The organism is Actinomadura sp. 7K534, assembly GCF_004348575.1.
Taxonomy (GTDB): Bacteria; Actinomycetota; Actinomycetes; order Streptosporangiales; family Streptosporangiaceae; genus Spirillospora; species Spirillospora livida.
Genome location: NZ_SMKB01000194.1, coordinates 1 through 13,801, shown reverse-complemented (window position 1 = coordinate 13,801; position 13,801 = coordinate 1). Strand labels below are relative to the sequence as shown.

The following is a 13,801-nucleotide window of genomic DNA, read 5'->3' as shown; positions in this document are numbered from 1 at the left end:
CCCCACCCCCCCAGAGGACGGCGAACATGCCTCTGCCCGATGAGCACCCTGCACACGAAGGCATCACACGGCGGCGGATGCTGTACGGCACGGCCGCGGTGGGCGCGGCGACGCTGCTGCCCGTCCGGTCCGCCCGTGCGGCGCCGGGAACCGGCCGGAAGGTGGCCGTCCTGGGCGGCGGCATGTCCGGCCTGGCCGCCGCCCACGAGCTGGCCGAGCGGGGCTTCGACGTCACCGTCTTCGAACGCAAGGCCCTCGGCGGCAAGGCCCGGAGCATCCCGATCGAGGGCACCGGCAAGGGCGGGCGGAAGGACCTGCAGGGCGAGCACGGCTTCCGGTTCTTCCCCGGCTTCTACCGGAACGTCCCCGACTCGATGCGGCGGACCCCGTTCCCGGGCAACGCCAACGGCGTCCACGACAACATGTTCCCGCTGTCGTCGACGCGGATCGCCCGGAACGGCGGCCGCTCCGACATCATCGTGCCCGAGCTGACCGGCCCGGGCGGCGGCCTGAGCCTGGACGTGCTCAAGGAGACGCTGACGGGTCTCGCCGAGCAGGCGGGCGCCCTCCCGGCGGACGAGCTCGCCCTGTTCGTCAACCGCTTCATCGTCTACGTGACCAGCAGCGAGGAACGGCGCCTGGGGCAGTGGGAGAACGTCACGTGGTGGGATTACGTGCGGGCGGAGGGCAAGTCCGAGGACTACCGGGCGATCGTGGCGCGGTTCCTGACGCGCGGGCTGGTCGCCGTCAAGGAGAAGGTCGCCAGCACCAAGACGGTCGGCGCCATGGGCCAGGCGTTCCTGCTGTCGGGCATCGGCCTCGGCGCGGACGGCGGCCTGGCCCGGATGCTCAACGCGCCCACCAACGAGGCGTGGATCGACCCCTGGGTGAGCTACCTGCGTGACCGCGGCGTGCGGTTCGAGGTCGGGCAGACGGTCGAGGCCCTGGAGATCGCGTCGGGCCGCGTGCGGTCCGTCCGGCTGGTGGACGCGGCCGGCCGCCGCCGCACCGCCGAGGCCGACTGGTTCGTCAGCGCGATGCCGGTCGAGCGGGCGCGGGACCTGCTGTCACCGGCGGTGCTGGCCCTGGACCCCGCCCTGGAGTCGATCAAGGACCTGCACACCGAGTGGATGAACGGCCTGCAGTTCTTCCTGCGCCGCACCCCGGACGGCATCCCGCAGGAGGTCAACTTCATGGACTCGCCGTGGCAGCTCACCGCGGTCCTGCAGAGCAGGCTGTGGGACCGGGACATCCCGGCCGACTACGGCGACGGGAACGTCCTCGACACCCTGTCCCTGGACATCTCCGACTGGGACACCCCGGGGATCGTGTACGGCAGGCCGGCGAAGCAGTGCAGCCCCGCCCAGGTCGCCAAGGAGGCGTGGGCGCAGATGAAGGACCACCTGGAGGACACCGGCCGGTCCGTCCTGCCCGACGACCTCGTCCACTCCTGGTTCCTGGACCCGGCGATCAGCTGGGACGCGTCCGCCGGGCGCAACTCCAACGACGAGCCCCTCATGGTCAACACGGTCGGGAGCTGGCAGAAGCGGCCGCACCCCCGCACGGAGGTCCCGAACCTCTTCCTGGCGGGCGACTACGTCCGCACGAGCGTCGACCTGGCCACCATGGAGGGCGCCAACGAGTCCGGCCGCGCGGCCGTCAACGCGCTGCTGGACGCGGCCGACTCCCCCGCGGAGCGGGCCCAGATCTGGCCCCTGTACCAGCCCCCGGAACTCGACGGCCTCAAGGAGATCGACGCGCACCGCTTCCGCACAGGCCGCCCCAACCTCTTCGACACGATGTGACCCCGCCCGTGGTCGGACGGCCGCCCGGGAAGGGCGGCGCCTAGCGGGGCGCGGCGGTGTTCGGACGGCGGGTCATGCACCAGGTGCGGGGGCCGCCGCCGGGGAGGCGGAGGTCGGCGGTGGTCTCGAAGCCGAAGCGCTCGTAGAAGCGGACGTTGCGTTCGTCGGCGGTCTCCAAGTAGGCGTCATGGCCGGTCCTGTCCGCCTCGGCCAGGCCGGGTGCGAGGACGGCCCGGCCGAGGCCGCGCCCCTGCATGTCGCGGCGGACGCCGATGGTCGCCAGGAACCAGCCGGGACGGGACGGGCGGTAGGGCGCGAGGAACTCCTCGGCCTCGATGGCGTACGGGGCGCGGTCGCCGTACAGGGCGGCGAGTTCCGGTCCGGTGAACACCTCGGGCGGGACGGCGGTAGCGGGAGTCGTCCACACCGCGGCGGCGGCGTTGTCACCGGCCGTCCAGACGCGGCCGTAAGGCAGCCCGACCTTCTCGGTGAAGTAGAGCTGGAGTGCGCGCAGGCGGCGCGGGTGGTCGTCGGCGGACACGGTCCAGCGGGTCCAGGGATAGTCGGCGAACGCACTTGCGAGGGTGTCGGCGATGGCGTCCAGGTCCGCGGGGACGGCGGGACGCGCTCCGCCACTGTTGTCGATCATCCCGGCCAGGGTAGGAGGTGATCCGCCGAGGACGAAACTCGCTTTGCGACGGTCCGCAATCGGCCCGAAGGGAGCTACCCGGCGTGCTTGGCGGTGGTGGTGCGGTAGAGGACGTGGCGTTTGAGGCGGTGGCCGTCCGGCACTAGTGGGCGGTCGAAATCGTCTGCGGGGTCGCGGGTCATGCCTATGCGTTCCATGACGGCGCGGGATCTGGTGTTGGCCGCGGCGGTGAAGGAGACGACCTCGTCGATGCCGTCCTCGAAGGCGAACCGGAGTGCGCGGCGGGCGGCCTCGGAGGCGTAGCCGTGCCCCCACGCGGACCGGACGAGCCGCCAGCCGATCTCCACGGCGGGGACGAAGGGCGCCTGGAAGCGCACGGCGGACAGGCCGGTGAACCCGACGAACTCGCCGGTCCCGGCGGTCTCCAGCGCCCAGAAGCCGAAGCCGTCCTCCTCGAAGCGGGTCTCGAACGAGGCGATCAGCGCGTCGCTCTCCGCGCGGGTCAGCGGGGCGGGGAAGTGCTCCATGACCTCGGGGTCGGCGTTCATGGCGGCGAACGGCTCCCGGTCGCCGTCCTGCCAGCGCCGCATCACGAGCCGCTCGGTGCGCAACTCAGACCGCCTCGTGGGTGAAGGCGTGCCGCCCATCGACGTACACGTTGTAGACCGAGGGGCGGAAGCCCGCGAACAGCACCTTGCGGGTCTTGTCGATGATCACGTGGTGGCGCTCCTGGTGACCGACGGTGAACTCGAAGCGCTTCGTCATGGCGAAGCTGAAGAGCAGGGAGCCTTTCACGACCTCGTGGCGATCCACAGTGATCCGCACCTTGCCCCAGAAGCGGTCGTAGAAGTACTCGACCAGATGGCGTTCGTACTGACCGACCTCGAAATAGAAGTACTCGTGCACCGTCGTTCCAAGCGTGGGAGTTCGTGGTGCCCGATTATCTCCCATTGCGGGCGGCCCGGGGCGCGCCGGGCGGGTGCGGGGCGTTTTCGCCGTGTTGCCGAGGGGCGCACCGTATTGAAGAATCCCGGCAGGATTTCCGAGCCGGAGGGCGCCGTCCATGGGAGAGAACCAGTCCGCTGCCGACCCGGGCTTCGACACCGGGGTTCCGCATTCGGCGAGGGTGTGGAACTACTGGCTGGGCGGCAAGGACAACTACCCCATCGACCGGCAGGTGGGCGACCAGGTGCGCGAGCTGTACCCCGAGATCGTGGACGTCGCGCGCCACTCGCGGGCCTTCCTCGGCCGCGCGGTCCGGTACCTGGCGGGCGAGGAGGGCATCACGCAGTTCCTCGACATCGGCACCGGCCTGCCGACCGTCGACAACACCCACGAGGTGGCGCAGCGGGTCGACCCGGCGTGCCGCATCGTCTACGTCGACAACGACCCGCTGGTGCTCCTGCACGCCCGCGCGCTGCTGGCGAGCACCCCGGAAGGGGAGTGCGACTACATCGACGCCGACGTCCGCAACCCCGGCGACATCATCGAGCGGGCGGCCCGCACGCTCGACTTCGACCGGCCGATCGCGCTGATGATGCTCGGCATCCTCGGCAACATCGAGGACGACGACGAGGCGCGGGCGATCCGCGACCGGCTGGTCGGCGCGCTCCCCGGCGGCAGCTACCTGGTCCTGGAGGACGGCACCGCCGCCGTGAACCCCGACGCCGCCGCCGAGGCCGAGCGGACCCGCGCCGAAGCCGGCGACCCCTACAAGCTCCGCACGCCCGAGCAGCTCGCTACCTACTTCGACGGCCTGGAACTGCTGGAGCCCGGCGTCGTGTCGGTGTCCCGGTGGCGTCCCGAGGCGACGCCCTGGGGAGACCCGCCGGTGGTCACGGCGTTCTGCGGTGTCGCGAGGAAGCCGTCCCCGGCGACCGGCTGAGCCGTCATCGCCCGGTGAGGACCTCCCGCCGGTGGCCGGGCGTCACCGGCGGGAGGGGACGACGGCGACCGGGCACTGCGCGTGGTGGACTACGCCGTGGCCGGTGGACCCGAGCCGCGGCGCGCCCCGGCGGCGCTCGCGCGCGCCCACCACGAGGAGGCGGGCGGCGCGGGACGGCCTGGTGAGCGCCTGCACCGGGTGCTCCAGTACGACCTCGCCGACGGCGTCCACCTGCGGGTACCTGCGCTGCAGCGGCTCGCACGCGGCGGCGACCCGGTCCCGCAGCTCCGGGCCGGCGTCCTCGTCCTCGACGGTGTAGCCGGCGTCGATGAGCGTCGTGGACAGCTGCCACGCGTGGACGACCCGGAGCCGGGCACCGCGCAGCGAGGCCGCCTCGAAGGCATACTCGAGCACGGCGTCGACGTCCCTGCGCACGTCGATTCCCGCGACGACCTCGCCGCGCTCGGTCGCCTCCCCGCGCACGATCACGACCGGGACGGTGCTGCGCGAGGCCATCCGCAGGCTCGTGGACCCGAGCAGCAGGCTGGCGAACCCGCCCCTCCCGCGGCGGCCCAGCACCAGTTCGAACGCCCCCTCCGCCTGCCGCAGCAGGGCCTCGTGCGTCTCCTCCGCGACGACGGCGGTCGCGGTCTCGACGGCCGGCCACCGCTCGCGGACCCGCTCGCGGGCCCTGTCGACGACCGCCTGCCCCACGCGGGCGAGACGCTCGGCCTTCTCGGCCGGCGAGAACAGCGGCGTCTTGGTGGGCCGGGCCGCCACGGCGTGGACGATCCGCAGGGGACGCTCCCGCAGGGCGGCCTCCGCGGCGGCCCAGTCAACGGCACTGTCCGACTCGCCGGACCCGTCGGTGCCGACGACGATCGGTTCGGACATCGGGTTCTCCTCTTCGAGAGGGCTCACGACGAACGTCCCCACATTGGCGCCGCTTATCACCGGCACGGCGAACGGGCCAACCGGCCACGCGGCAGGTGACCAAGGTCCCTACGGGCGCGTGCGCGCGCGAAGGAGGCTGGTGGTGACCGGAGATCCCGCAGAAGGAGGCCCACGTTGCCCGGCACCGGACAGGAAAGGCTCGACATCCAGTTCACCACCGTCAACGACGTGTCGCCGGCCGACGTGGAGCGCGCCCGCGAGGCGGTCGGCAGGGCGCTGGCGCACCCGCCGCGCCCGATCCTGTACGCGAAGGTCACCCTGAACCGGCTGCGGGACCCGGCCGCGTCCCGCCCCGACCTGGTCTCGATCCGGGTGGACCTCAACGGCCGCCCCGTCAACGCCTACGCGTCCGGGGCCACGATGCCCGAGGCCATCGGCCTCGCCGCCGCCCGGCTGCGCGCCCGGGTGCACCACCTGGCCGGGTACTGGGAGGCGCGCCGCAGGCCGCACCGCGGGACCGCGCCGGCGGGCCCGCGGCACGACGAGACGAAGGAGCTCCACGATGCCTAGGCAGATCGTCACCGCGTCCGCGGCGCCGTCCATCCCCGTTCTGGAGCACCGCGTGGTGATCCTGGAACGGCGGGTCGCCCTGCTGACCGAGACCGTGGAGGCGCTGGCGGCGACGCTGGAGACCGCCCTGTCCGCGGCCGGGGGCAGTGACACCGCCGGCCCGGTCTCGGCGAACCGGCCCGAGCCCGACCTGCTCCCGCTGGGAAGCTGACCGGAGGCGCTCCCCTGGCGTCAGGACGTCGGCACGAGGACGACCGGGCAGCGGGAATGGTGCAGGACCACGTGGTTGACGCGCCCGAGCCCCATGCCGATCAGGCTCTTGCGGGTGCGGGCGCCGACCACGACCAGCGCGGCGCTCTCCGACGCCTCGACCAGCGCCTGCGACGCGGTGCGGTCGGACACCAGCGGCCGCACGGCGACGTCCGGGAAGTCCTCGCCCATCCCGGCGACCGCCTCCGACAGCTCCATCTCCTCGATGACGCGGCGGCGGGGTGAGAACTCGCCGCCGGCGGCGTGCAGCGCGACGACCCCGGCGCCGCGGGCCGCGGCGTCCGCGAAGGCCCAGCGGACGGCCGCCCCGTCGCCGGGCTCCCCCTCGACACCGACCACGATCTCGGCCGGCGCGTCATCGGGGTCGGGCGCGGGACGGGTCACCACCATCACCGGGCACCGGGCGCGGGCGGCGGTGTGGAGGCCGACCGACCCGAACAGCAGGCCCTCGAAACCGCCCTGCCCGCGCGATCCGACGACCACCAGCGCGGCCTCGTCGCTCGCGTCGACCAGCGCACCGCCCGGATCGGTCTCGAGCAGGCTCGTCGTGACGTCCAGGCCGGAGTGCCGCTTCACCGCGTGGTCCCGGGCCTCGGCCAGCATGTCCTCCCGCTCGGCGACCAGCCGGCGTAGCGCGTCGTACGGGATCGACCCGCCCGGCTCCAGGGCGCGCGACGCGTGCACCAGCCGCAGCGGCAGGCGGTGGCGGGCGCCGTGGTCGGCGGCCCAGTCCAGGGCCCGCCGGGAGTGGGTCGAACCGTCGATCCCCACGATGATCGGAGCCGCCATGGGCGTCACCTCCAACTCGAAGTCCATTTCGACACTAGACGTCCCTTCCCCAAGATCGACGGCCGAAAGGCCCTGTCTCGGCGGACGAACGTCCCGGGGACCGGCGGGAGGCTTCTCCCGGGCTCGCGCAAATCCGCGGGGCCTACTCCTCGCCGGGCTTCGGATGGGCGGCGACCAAGGGGGTGTCCACGCCGAGGGGGCCGAGTTTGGCCGCGCCGCCGGGCGTGTCCAGCGGCGCGTCGCGGCCGGGGAGCGTCTCGCTGAAGAAGCGCGCGTTGTCGTCCCTGTAGGGCTCCAGCGCCGCCGGCAGGTCGTCCTCGTAGTAGATGGCCTCGACCGGGCAGACCGGCTCGCACGCGCCGCAGTCGACGCACTCGTCGGGGTGGATGTACAGCGCCCGCTCACCCTCGTAGATGCAGTCGACCGGGCACTCCTCGACGCAGGCGCGATCCATGACGTCGATGCACGGCTCCCCGATCACATATGTCACTGCGGCCTCCTCGATCAGGTCCGTCGTCCCGGCCCCGATTTTGCACTGTTTTACTTGTATAAACCGTTAAAAGTCGTTCCAGCTCGCCGCGTTCGCGGTCAGGTCGCCATGACCGCCCCGAGGGCGATGAGGACGAGGGTCAGCGCGCCGATGAACGCGCGCAGCACGCCGGCGCCGCGCGCTCCCCTGCGGACGAGATCGGCCCGCCGCTCGTCGCCTGGTTCCGCCAGGGCGCCGTGGCGCAGGCGGGTCATCCGGCGTGCCTGGACGACCCCGGCCAGCAGGGTGAGCACGAGGGCCGCGGCCACCACCGCCGCGGCGACGAGCACGCCGTCCCAGGGGCGCCCGGCGACCAGTACCGTTCCGCTGCCGAGGGCGAGGCCCAGCGCGGCGGAGCCGATCACCCCGTAGGCGCGGCCGAGGGCGCGGAAGAACGCGACCCGGTCGCCGGGAGCGAGCGTGCGGGCGGTGACCCGCGCCACGACGGCGATCGCCGCGAATCCGCCGGTCCACACCGACGTGGCGAGGACGAGGACGCCTGCGAGCCCCGCCTCGATCTCATGGGACATTCCTGCCTCCGCGTTCTCGTTCCGGTCCCCGGATGGCCGTCAGATGTGCGCCTGCCGGCACGCCCATCCCTCGGGCAGCCGGCCGGAGGCGAGGAAGCGCCGGAGGTGGTCGATCGCTCCGGGCTCCAGCACCGCGTCGGCCTGCGGGTAGAGGATCGGCTCCTCCTTGGAGTTGTGCCGGTCCAGCAGCCCCAGCAATTCGGTGCACAGCTCCCGCACCTCGCCTTCCGGGTGGGGGTTCGCGGGGCCGCGGGCGGTCGCGGCCTCCAGGCGGTCCATCGTCCGCCAGAGCTCGCCGTGCTCGCGCAGCATGACGAAGACCGGCGCCATCAGCCCCGCCTCCTGCAGCGGCGGGAACAGGAACTCCTCTTCGAGGTAGATGTGGCGGCGCAGCCCCTCCAACGCGCGCTTGAGCGGCACGCCGTCCCCCCTGCCCTCCGCCAGAGCGGCGGTGAAGGACTCGATCCCTTCGTCGATCTCGCGGTGCTCGCGCTCCAGCGCCGCGGACAGTGCCTCGCCGTCCATGCGCCCCTCCCTGCTCCCGGCCGCCAAGGCTCCGGCTTTTATCCAGTGTCCCCTGTTTTTATAGGTTGTATTGGGAAAAATGTAAAGCGCGCGGACCGGCCGGCCGGTGCGCCGAGCGGCCGCCGCCGGGAGTCCTCCGCACGACCGGCCATGACGGCGCCGAGCGTGGCAGGCTGGGGCGCGTGAGCTCGGATGCCGGTGTCCGGCGGATGATGGGCCGGCCGCGCGCGACGTCGCCGGCCGTCCTGGAGCGGCGCGCCTTCGAGCTGTTCGCCCGGCGGGGCTTCGACGAGACGACGGTGGACGACATCGCGGCCGCGGCGGGGATCGCACGCCGGACGTTCTTCCGCTACTTCGCGTCCAAGAACGACCTGGTCTGGGGCGACTTCGAAGGGCAGCTGCGCAGGCTGCGCGCGCTGCTGGACGAGGCCGGTCCGAGCACGCCGACGATGGACGCGGTGCGCCGGGCCGTGGTCGGGTTCAACCGCTTCGATCCGCAGGAGGTGCCCTGGCACCGGCAGCGCATGGAGCTCATCCTGCGGGTGCCGACCCTCCAGGCGGACGCCACCCTGCGCTACGCGTCCTGGCGGATGATCATCACCGAGTTCGTGGCGACTCGGACCGGTGCCCCCGCGTCGGCGCCGGTCCCCCGGCTGACCGGGCACCTCGTCCTCGCCGCCGCGGTCTCCGCATACGAGCACTGGCTGGAGGGCGGGGACCAGCGGGCGCTGTCCGACCTGCTGGACGAGGCGATCCGGCATCTGGGCGACGGGCTCGCGGCGGTCCTGGACGACGCGGCACCCGCGTCTTGACAGACCGCTCCTTCTGCCCGCTCACGCTCAGACGTCCTACCCGTTCATGGCGCGAGCGACGACCTCGCCGATGAGGACGGCCGTGGCGGCCGGGCCGCGCAGCGGGGCCGCCGGCAGGATCGAGGTGTCGGCGACCCGGAGCCCCTCCAGCCCGTGCACGCCGCCGCGGCCGTCGACGGCGGCCCCCATCGGAACGGTGCCGCAGGTGTGCTGGGACGTTCCGAGCCGCGCGCGTATCCAGCGGTCGAGGGCGTGGTCGTCGTCCAGGGTCCTCGTGCCCGGTTCGGCGAGGTCCTGGGCCACCTCGGCGAACGCGGCGGTCGCCACCACGGCCGCCGCCGCCCGCACCGCCTCGCGCATCCGGCGCCGGTCGGCCGCGGTCTCCAGGTACCCGTACTCGACCCGCGGCGGAACCTCGGGATCGGCCGACAGGGTCCGCAGGCCGCCGGTCCTGCGCGGTGCCTGCACGGAGGCGAAGAAGGGCAGGGGCGCGCCGGGGGCCGTGGTCGTCCCGGCGACCAGGCCCGCCATCGGCACCAGGGACTGGAGGATCTCCAGATCGCCCGCGCCGCGGGAGCCGGAGGACGACAGGTGCAGCGCCCCGCCCAGCCACGAGCCGGACGGTCCGGGCAGCCGCCGCCGGGGCGCCCACTCCACGACCACCTGCGGATGGTCGCTCAGCGCGGCGCCGACGGCGGGCAGGTCGTGCACGGCCCGGATGCCGCCCCGCTCCAGGTCCGCGGCGGGGCCGATCCCCGACAGGTGCAGCAGGTGCGGTGAGGCGAGGGCCCCCGCGCACAGGACGACCTCCCCCGCCTCCAGGACGGTGCGCCGCCCGTCCAACTCGGCCACGACCCCGGTGGCCCTGCCGCGGTCGATGACCAGCGACCGCACCGTGCAGCCGCCGAGCAGGGTGAGGTTGGGGCGGTGCGCCGCGCCGAGCAGGTAGGCGAGCCCGGTGTTGACGCGGCGGCCGTCCCGCGTGTTCGACGGCACCGGGCCGAACCCGGGCGCGTCCTGGGCGTTCTTGTCCGGCTCGCCCGGATGGCCGAGCTCGCGGGCGGCGGCCTCGAACGCGGCCGCGGCGGGATGGTCCAGGCCGCCCCGGCGCACCGGTACGGGACCGCGGTCCCCGTGCTCGGGGGCGTCCCCGAAGTCGAGGTCCGTCTCCAGCGCCCGGAGGAGCGGCAGCACCCGCTCGTAGGACCAGCGGCCGTCGCCCGCCGCGGCCGACCAGCGGTCGAAGTCCGCGCGCCGCGCCCGGACGAAGTAGCCGCCGTTGACGGTGGTCGACCCGCCGAGGAAGCGGCCCCGGGGCGCCATGTAGGGCATGCCGGGCGCGAGCACGGCGGGAAGCATCCGGACGGCGTCGCCCCCCTGCCGGGCGCCGGGCACGAGGCGGGCGTCCAGGAGGTCCGCCGGGAACTCCGCCGGGGCGCGCGGCACCGGCCCGGCCTCCACCACGACGACCCTGCGGCCGGGGTCCGCGCTGAGCCTCGCGGCCAGGGCGGCGCCGCTGCCGCCCGCCCCCACGACGAGCACGTCGGCACGCGGAATCATGACCGGACCCTATCTTTTGGCACTCGATGCCTTTAGTATCCCTGCCAAGTCGGACAAGGAGGCCAGGATGGACACCAACGCGCCGGAGAACCAGGTGGCGGACCAGGCGGACGACGCCGCCCGGGAAGTCGACGTCGCCGAGTCCCTGATCGAGGAGGTCTCGATCGACGGCATGTGCGGCGTCTACTAGCCGATGCAGGGCATCGACCTCGACCGCGCCTGGGACCTGCACCCGCAGGTCTCGGTGCGGCCCGAGCCCTTCGGCGCGCTGCTCTACCACTTCGGCACGCGCAAGCTGTCGTTCCTCAAGGACCGCCGGCTCCTCGACGTCGTCCGCTCCCTGGGCGACGCGCGGACCGCCCGGGACGCCTGCGCGGCGGCCGGCGTCCCGGAATCGGACCTGGCCCGGTACCGCGCGGCGCTCGGCACGCTCGTCCGGTCCTCGATGCTCGTCGAAAGGACCCCATGACCACCCCTGCGACGGCCGCCCCCGCCAAGGGGACGCGGCTGGTCGACCTGTTCGAGCGCGGACTCGACGCGCCGATCTGCCTGACCTGGGAACTCACCTACGCCTGCAACCTGTCGTGCGCGCACTGCCTGTCCAGCTCGGGGCGCCGCGACCCGCGCGAGCTGAGCACGGACGAGGCCAAGGCCGTCATCGACGAGCTGGAGGCCATGCAAGTCTTCTACGTCAACATCGGCGGCGGCGAGCCGACCGTGCGCCCCGACTTCTGGGAGCTGCTCGACTACGCCACCGCGCACCACGTGGGCGTGAAGTTCTCCACGAACGGCGTCCGGATCACCCCGGAGGCGGCGGCCAGGCTCGCCGCCAACGACTACGTCGACGTGCAGATCTCGCTGGACGGCGCCACCGCCGAGGTCAACGACGCGCTGCGCGGTCCCGGCTCCTACGACACCGCCGTCCGCGCGATGCGCAACCTCGCGGACGCCGGCATGAAGAACTTCAAGCTGTCTGTCGTGTGCACCCGGCACAACATCCCGCAGATGGACGCGTTCAAGGCGCTCGCCGACGAGTACGGCGCCCAGCTCCGGCTGACCCGGCTGCGCCCGTCCGGCCGCGGCGCCGACGTGTGGGACGAACTGCACCCCACCAGCGGTCAGCAGCGCGAGCTGTACGACTGGCTCGTCGCCCACGGCGACAGCGTCCTGACCGGTGACTCCTTCTTCCACCTGTCCGCCTACGGGGAGGCCCTGCCGGGCCTGAACATGTGCGGCGCGGGCCGGGTGGTGTGCCTCATCGACCCGGTCGGCGACGTGTACGCCTGCCCGTTCGCGATCCACGAGGAGTTCCTCGCGGGCAACACCCGGCAGCCGGGCGGTTTCACCCGCGTCTGGCGCGAGTCGGAGCTGTTCCGCGACCTCCGGCAGCCGCAGAACGGCGGCGCGTGCAGCTCCTGCGCCTTCTACGACACGTGCAAGGGCGGCTGCATGGCCGCCAAGTTCTTCACCGGGCTGCCGCTGGACGGCCCCGACCCCGAGTGCGTCCAGGGGCACGGCGAGAAGCTGCTCGCGGGCCGTCCCGAGGACCGCGCGGGGATTCCCCGGCCGTCCGCCGACCACTCGCACCGCACGGCGCCCGCCCGGAGGCGGCCGGTCCCGGTGCAGCTGATGAGCCGTCCCCCCGAACGCCCGCCGGTGAGCGCCTGCGAGGAGAACCCCCTCGCCGGCCTGAAGATCCCTTGATCCGCCCAAGCCAGGTTGAATCCACCGCAGGAGAGATCGCGACATGTTCAGGAACCCGTGGTTCGAGACCGTGGCCGAGGCCCAGCGGCGCGCCAAGCGGCGGCTGCCGTACATGGTCTACGGGGCCCTGGTCGCGGGCTCGGAGCGCGGCCGGACGGTCGACGACAACATCAAGGCGTTCGGCGAACTCGGCTTCGCGCCCCGCGTCGTCGGCCGGAGCGCCGCCGGTGACAGGGCGGAGCGCGACCTCTCCACCACCGTGATGGGCGTGGAGTCGTCGTTCCCGGTGCTCATCTCCCCCACCGGGGTCCAGGCCGTCCATCCCGACGGCGAGGTCGCCGTGGCGCGGGCCGCCGCCAACCGGGGCGTCATCATGGGCCTCAGCTCGTTCGCGAGCAAGCCCGTGGAGGAGGTCGCCGCCGCCAACCCGAACGTGTTCTTCCAGATGTACTGGAGCGGCGACCGCGACGCGATGGTGCGGCGCATGGAGCGCGCGAAGGCGGCGGGCGCCAAGGCGCTCATCGCCACGCTCGACTGGTCGTTCTCCCACGGCCGCGACTGGGGCAGCCCCACGATCCCGGAGAAGATCGACGCGAAGACGGTGGCGAAGCTGGCGCCGGGCGTCCTGCCCTACCCCGGCTGGCTGTGGCGCTTCGCGAAGTCGGGGCGGCTGCCCGACCTGACCACCCCCAACCTCAAGCCGCCGGACGGGCCCGCCCCCACCTTCTTCGGCGCCTACGGGGAGTGGATGCAGACGCCGCCGCCCACCTGGGAGGACCTGGCGTGGCTGCGCAAGGAGTGGGGCGGCCCGTTCATGCTCAAGGGCGTCACGCGGGTCGACGACGCGAAGCGGGCCGTCGACGCCGGGGTGACTGCGCTGTCGGTGTCGAACCACGGCGGCAACAACCTCGACACGACGCCCGCCACGATCCGCGTCCTGCCGTCCATCGCGGACGCGGTCGGCGACCAGGTCGAGGTGCTGCTCGACGGCGGCGTGCGGCGCGGCGGGGACGTCGCCAAGGCGCTCGCCCTGGGGGCGCGGGCCGTGCTCATCGGCCGCGCCTACCTGTGGGGCCTGGCCGCGAACGGGGAGGCCGGGGTGGAGAACGTCCTGGACATCCTGCGCAGCGGCCTCGACTCCGCCGTCCTCGGCCTGGGGCACGCCGGCGTCCGCGACCTGTCCCCGGACGACCTCGTCGTTCCGCGGGACTTCCGGCTCACGCTGGGCGGCGGGTCCGAGGGCTGACGTGGCGGGTGCCGGGGACGATGATCCCTGTCT

Annotated in this window: 18 protein-coding genes; 9 read left to right on the top strand and 9 right to left on the bottom strand. The window is 73.3% G+C overall.

What is annotated here, in order from left to right:
- Window positions 1–1,805 (top strand): FAD-dependent oxidoreductase (locus E1266_RS28355; RefSeq protein ID WP_207945961.1); only part of this gene is annotated, 1,805 nt, incomplete at its 5' end.
- A 40-nt stretch (window positions 1,806–1,845) separates the two neighbouring features.
- Here the strand turns inward: E1266_RS28355 and E1266_RS28350 are convergent.
- The 3 genes from E1266_RS28350 to E1266_RS28340 all read right to left on the bottom strand — a co-directional run bounded on the left by E1266_RS28350 (window position 1,846) and on the right by E1266_RS28340 (window position 3,360).
- Entirely contained in the window at window positions 1,846–2,454 is a 609-nt protein-coding gene (locus tag E1266_RS28350) for a GNAT family N-acetyltransferase (RefSeq protein WP_132052177.1), read from the bottom strand.
- Between the two features lie 74 nt (window positions 2,455–2,528).
- Entirely contained in the window at window positions 2,529–3,065 is a 537-nt protein-coding gene (locus E1266_RS28345; RefSeq protein ID WP_243718982.1) for a GNAT family N-acetyltransferase, read from the bottom strand.
- Between the two features lies 1 nt (window position 3,066).
- The gene (locus E1266_RS28340) at window positions 3,067–3,360 is read right to left on the bottom strand and encodes a hypothetical protein (protein ID WP_132052173.1); all 294 of its coding nucleotides are present in this window, start codon (window positions 3,358–3,360) and stop codon (window positions 3,067–3,069) included.
- A 157-nt stretch (window positions 3,361–3,517) separates the two neighbouring features.
- Here E1266_RS28340 and E1266_RS28335 point away from each other — a divergent pair, with 157 nt between their 5' ends.
- Entirely contained in the window at window positions 3,518–4,339 is an 822-nt protein-coding gene (locus E1266_RS28335; protein WP_132052171.1) for an SAM-dependent methyltransferase, read from the top strand.
- 42 nt (window positions 4,340–4,381) lie between these two features.
- On the opposite strand, the gene E1266_RS28330 is transcribed toward E1266_RS28335, so the two are convergent.
- Window positions 4,382–5,233 (bottom strand): universal stress protein, encoded by an 852-nt coding sequence (locus tag E1266_RS28330; RefSeq protein WP_132052169.1) that lies wholly within the window; start codon window positions 5,231–5,233, stop codon window positions 4,382–4,384.
- A 174-nt stretch (window positions 5,234–5,407) separates the two neighbouring features.
- Between E1266_RS28330 and E1266_RS28325 the strand changes: the two genes are divergently transcribed.
- Window positions 5,408–5,803, top strand: a complete 396-nt coding sequence (locus E1266_RS28325; RefSeq protein ID WP_132052167.1) for a hypothetical protein — start codon at window positions 5,408–5,410, stop codon at window positions 5,801–5,803.
- Window positions 5,796–6,014 carry a hypothetical protein gene (locus E1266_RS28320; protein ID WP_132052165.1) on the top strand — a complete coding sequence of 73 codons (219 nt, stop codon included), beginning with the start codon at window positions 5,796–5,798 and terminating at the stop codon, window positions 6,012–6,014. Before E1266_RS28325 ends, E1266_RS28320 begins: the two co-directional genes overlap by 8 nt.
- 20 nt (window positions 6,015–6,034) lie before the next feature.
- Here E1266_RS28320 and E1266_RS28315 read toward each other — a convergent pair whose 3' ends face one another.
- The 4 genes from E1266_RS28315 to E1266_RS28300 form a co-directional block, all read right to left on the bottom strand.
- Window positions 6,035–6,889: a universal stress protein gene (locus tag E1266_RS28315; RefSeq protein WP_132052163.1), complete on the bottom strand. Its 855-nt coding sequence runs from the start codon at window positions 6,887–6,889 to the stop codon at window positions 6,035–6,037.
- Window positions 6,890–7,004: 115 nt separating this feature from the next.
- Window positions 7,005–7,352, bottom strand: coding sequence for a ferredoxin (gene fdxA, locus E1266_RS28310; protein ID WP_132052161.1), 348 nt, complete (start codon window positions 7,350–7,352; stop codon window positions 7,005–7,007).
- Between the two features lie 98 nt (window positions 7,353–7,450).
- Window positions 7,451–7,921 (bottom strand): hypothetical protein, encoded by a 471-nt coding sequence (locus tag E1266_RS28305; RefSeq protein ID WP_132052159.1) that lies wholly within the window; start codon window positions 7,919–7,921, stop codon window positions 7,451–7,453.
- 39 nt (window positions 7,922–7,960) lie between these two features.
- Complete coding sequence (locus E1266_RS28300; RefSeq protein WP_132052157.1) at window positions 7,961–8,446, bottom strand: hemerythrin domain-containing protein; 486 nt, start codon at window positions 8,444–8,446, stop codon at window positions 7,961–7,963.
- 182 nt (window positions 8,447–8,628) lie between these two features.
- Between E1266_RS28300 and mftR the strand changes: the two genes are divergently transcribed.
- Complete coding sequence (gene mftR / locus E1266_RS28295; protein WP_243718980.1) at window positions 8,629–9,258, top strand: mycofactocin system transcriptional regulator; 630 nt, start codon at window positions 8,629–8,631, stop codon at window positions 9,256–9,258.
- Between the two features lie 36 nt (window positions 9,259–9,294).
- On the opposite strand, the gene mftG is transcribed toward mftR, so the two are convergent.
- Window positions 9,295–10,818, bottom strand: a complete 1,524-nt coding sequence (mftG, locus tag E1266_RS28290) for a mycofactocin system GMC family oxidoreductase MftG (protein ID WP_132052155.1) — start codon at window positions 10,816–10,818, stop codon at window positions 9,295–9,297.
- A 67-nt stretch (window positions 10,819–10,885) separates the two neighbouring features.
- Here mftG and mftA point away from each other — a divergent pair, with 67 nt between their 5' ends.
- From mftA to mftD, 4 genes are read left to right on the top strand one after another with little or no spacing between them, the layout of a single operon-like run.
- Entirely contained in the window at window positions 10,886–11,008 is a 123-nt protein-coding gene (gene mftA, locus E1266_RS28285; RefSeq protein WP_132052153.1) for a mycofactocin precursor MftA, read from the top strand.
- Between the two features lie 3 nt (window positions 11,009–11,011).
- Window positions 11,012–11,287 carry a mycofactocin biosynthesis chaperone MftB gene (mftB, locus tag E1266_RS28280; RefSeq protein WP_132052151.1) on the top strand — a complete coding sequence of 92 codons (276 nt, stop codon included), beginning with the start codon at window positions 11,012–11,014 and terminating at the stop codon, window positions 11,285–11,287.
- Window positions 11,284–12,522 (top strand): mycofactocin radical SAM maturase, encoded by a 1,239-nt coding sequence (mftC, locus tag E1266_RS28275; RefSeq protein ID WP_132052149.1) that lies wholly within the window; start codon window positions 11,284–11,286, stop codon window positions 12,520–12,522. Before mftB ends, mftC begins: the two co-directional genes overlap by 4 nt.
- Window positions 12,523–12,565: 43 nt before the next feature.
- Window positions 12,566–13,768 carry a pre-mycofactocin synthase MftD gene (gene mftD, locus E1266_RS28270; protein ID WP_132052147.1) on the top strand — a complete coding sequence of 401 codons (1,203 nt, stop codon included), beginning with the start codon at window positions 12,566–12,568 and terminating at the stop codon, window positions 13,766–13,768.
- The last annotated feature ends 33 nt before the right edge of the window (window positions 13,769–13,801 follow it).

What these genes read in the sequence shown, in the direction of transcription:
- E1266_RS28350 (WP_132052177.1), bottom strand. Translation starts at nt 2,454, where the DNA reads ATGATCGACAACAGTGGCGGAGCGCGTCCCGCCGTCCCCGCGGACCTG.
- mftB (WP_132052151.1), top strand. Translation starts at nt 11,012, where the DNA reads ATGCAGGGCATCGACCTCGACCGCGCCTGGGACCTGCACCCGCAGGTC.
- mftC (WP_132052149.1), top strand. Translation starts at nt 11,284, where the DNA reads ATGACCACCCCTGCGACGGCCGCCCCCGCCAAGGGGACGCGGCTGGTC.
- E1266_RS28330 (WP_132052169.1), bottom strand. Translation starts at nt 5,233, where the DNA reads ATGTCCGAACCGATCGTCGTCGGCACCGACGGGTCCGGCGAGTCGGAC.
- E1266_RS28300 (WP_132052157.1), bottom strand. Translation starts at nt 8,446, where the DNA reads ATGGACGGCGAGGCACTGTCCGCGGCGCTGGAGCGCGAGCACCGCGAG.
- mftA (WP_132052153.1), top strand. Translation starts at nt 10,886, where the DNA reads ATGGACACCAACGCGCCGGAGAACCAGGTGGCGGACCAGGCGGACGAC.
- E1266_RS28335 (WP_132052171.1), top strand. Translation starts at nt 3,518, where the DNA reads ATGGGAGAGAACCAGTCCGCTGCCGACCCGGGCTTCGACACCGGGGTT.
- E1266_RS28315 (WP_132052163.1), bottom strand. Translation starts at nt 6,889, where the DNA reads ATGGACTTCGAGTTGGAGGTGACGCCCATGGCGGCTCCGATCATCGTG.
- mftG (WP_132052155.1), bottom strand. Translation starts at nt 10,818, where the DNA reads ATGATTCCGCGTGCCGACGTGCTCGTCGTGGGGGCGGGCGGCAGCGGC.
- E1266_RS28305 (WP_132052159.1), bottom strand. Translation starts at nt 7,921, where the DNA reads ATGTCCCATGAGATCGAGGCGGGGCTCGCAGGCGTCCTCGTCCTCGCC.
- mftD (WP_132052147.1), top strand. Translation starts at nt 12,566, where the DNA reads ATGTTCAGGAACCCGTGGTTCGAGACCGTGGCCGAGGCCCAGCGGCGC.
- E1266_RS28320 (WP_132052165.1), top strand. Translation starts at nt 5,796, where the DNA reads ATGCCTAGGCAGATCGTCACCGCGTCCGCGGCGCCGTCCATCCCCGTT.